The sequence below is a fragment of the Arthrobacter sp. Y3223164 genome, from assembly GCF_059091005.1.
The window spans coordinates 1-2,275 of sequence record NZ_JBNHGF010000423.1 but is presented as its reverse complement, the minus strand read 5'-3'; the positions used below and the strand labels follow the sequence as shown (position 1 = coordinate 2,275).

General features: G+C 69.1%; 2 protein-coding genes. Both read left to right on the top strand.

The genetic code is table 11. The annotated features are described in order from the left end of the window. Window positions 1-130 precede the first annotated feature (130 nt). A complete protein-coding gene (locus tag AC5RUJ_RS14930) occupies window positions 131-616 on the top strand; it encodes an SRPBCC domain-containing protein (RefSeq protein ID WP_494128662.1) in 486 nt (161 codons plus the stop codon). Between the two features lie 41 nt (window positions 617-657). Further along, complete coding sequence (locus AC5RUJ_RS14925) at window positions 658-2,049, top strand: FAD-binding oxidoreductase (protein WP_494128663.1); 1,392 nt, start codon at window positions 658-660, stop codon at window positions 2,047-2,049. Window positions 2,050-2,275 lie beyond the last annotated feature (226 nt).

Sequence of the window (2,275 nt, the reverse complement as noted above, 5' to 3'; positions counted from 1 at the left end):
GCACTCGGGAGGGTGTGGGAGAGTAGGTCGCCGCCGGACATTCTTTGAACACGGGAAGGCCCCGCCAACGATGGCGGGGCCTTCCCGCGTTTAACCACCAACCACCCCACGCCCCGACTAGGCTGGGGCTATGAATTCGTCCCTGTTCTCCCACGCGCAGCAAGAGCCTGAACCCTCCAAGAGCGGTGATCCAATCCACTGCCGCGTCACCGTGCCGCGGGAAAGCCAGGAGGCTTTCAGCGGCTTCACCGATCTCATCCATCTCTGGTGGCCGGTGGACCGCCAAAGTGTGGCGGGCGAGGGCAGCCACGTGGAGTTCGAGGACCATGTCCTGACAGAAACGACGCTGGATGATGAGGTTCATGTCTGGGGCGAGATCCTGGAATGGACACCCGGCAGCCACTTGCGCTGCACCTGGCACCCGGGCACGAGCCCCGCGACGTCGGGGGAAGTCGAGGTCGACTTCGTGGACGTCGGCGATGGCCGCACTGAACTGCGCCTGACCCACTCCGGCTGGGAGAACATGCCCGAGGGCGGGCGCGAGCGGGCCGCCTACGCCCAGGGATGGCCGCAGGTGCTTGGCCGCTACGTCCGGTTCATGGGAGGGACTGCGTGACCAGCAACAGCAACGGAACGACCACCGGAGGCCCCGAAAGCGTGACTGGTTCTTTTCTGGAGGAACTTCAGCGTGCCCTGCCGGCGAAATCGGTCAGCACCGACCCCACGGACTTGGCTGCCTGCGCCACCGACCAAGGCCCGGTCCTCGACCACCAGCTGCCCATCGCCGTTGTCCGCGCGCAGAGTGTGGAGGACGTGCAGGCCGTGATGCGGAGCGCCCACGCTGCGGGAGTGCCCGTGGTGTGCCGCGGGGCGGGCACCGGGGTCTCCGGCGGCGCGCACGCGTCCAGGGGCTGCCTGGTGCTGAGCCTCGCGGCCATGGACCGGATTCTGGAGATCCATCCGGAAGACGAGATCGCGCGCGTGGAGCCGGGCGTGATCAACGCCGACCTGAATGCCGCCGTCGCCGAGTACGGGCTGATGTACGCGCCGGACCCGGCCAGCTACCGCAGCTCGACGATCGGCGGGAACATTGCGACGAACGCCGGCGGGTTGCGCTGCGCCAAGTACGGGGTGACCCGCGAATCCGTGCTGGGGCTTGACGTGGTGCTCGCCGACGGGACGCTGATCCGCACCGGCCACAGGACGTTCAAGGGCGTGGCCGGTTACGACCTGACCGGACTGTTCGTAGGCTCCGAGGGGACCCTGGGCGTGGTGGTCGGCGCGACGCTGCGGCTGCGCTACCTGCCGGCCGCCCTGGAAACGGTGGCGGCGTTCTTCCCCGACGTGGCAACGGCCGCCGCCGGGGTGCTGGCGGTAGGACGGGCGCGCGTGCAGCCGGCGATCATGGAACTGCTGGACGCAAACACCATGGCGCAGCTGGACCGGGAACAGGGGTCCAACCTGCGCAGCCGCGGCGCCGCGCTGCTGCTGATCCAGACCGACGGCCATGCGGCAGAGGTGGAAGCCGGCATCATCCGCGAGGTCCTCACCGGGCTCGGCGCCGAGATCAAGGCGGCGGACACCGCCGAAGCAATCCGGCTGATGGATCTGCGCCGGCACAGCCGCGGCGCCGAGGTGGACGATGACTACCGGGTGGGGGAGGACGTCGCGGTTCCCCGGTCCCAGCTGGTGCACTACATCAACGAACTGCAGAAAATCGCCGAGCGCCACGGCGTCGGACTGAAAGTGGTCGCGCACGCGGGCGACGGCAACCTGCATCCGACGTTCTGGGTCGGGCCCGGGGACGTGGCCAAGGTGGCGGCGCTCAACGAGGCGCTGGACGAGTCCATCGACGTCGGGCTGGCGCTGGGCGGCACGATCACCGGCGAACACGGCATCGGCCAGTTCAAGGTGCGGTGGCTGGGGCGCGAACAGAGCCACGAGGTGCTGGAACTGCAGCGCCGGCTGAAGGATGTGTTCGACCCTCGGGGGTTGCTGAATCCCGGCAAAGCGTTGCCGGCGCGGATCTCCGAGGCCACGTCGGCGTGAGCCGCGGCGGGGGAACGCATGCCGGCCGTCCACGCGCCCGCCAGTAGGCTGGTGGCATGAGGAAAGAGACGCTGTGGGAAGAGATGAAGCGCCGGAACCCGGGCCATTCGGCGTGGTACATCCAGCGCTTCGAGCAGATGCGCGCCGAAGGCGTCGACCTGCACGGTGAGGCCCGGCTGGTGGACGCCATGGTGCCGCGCGGCAGCAGGGTCCTCGACGCCGGCTG

Excerpts from the sequence above, each read along its gene's own strand:
- AC5RUJ_RS14930 (WP_494128662.1), top strand. The coding sequence starts at position 131 with ATGAATTCGTCCCTGTTCTCCCACGCGCAGCAAGAGCCTGAACCCTCC.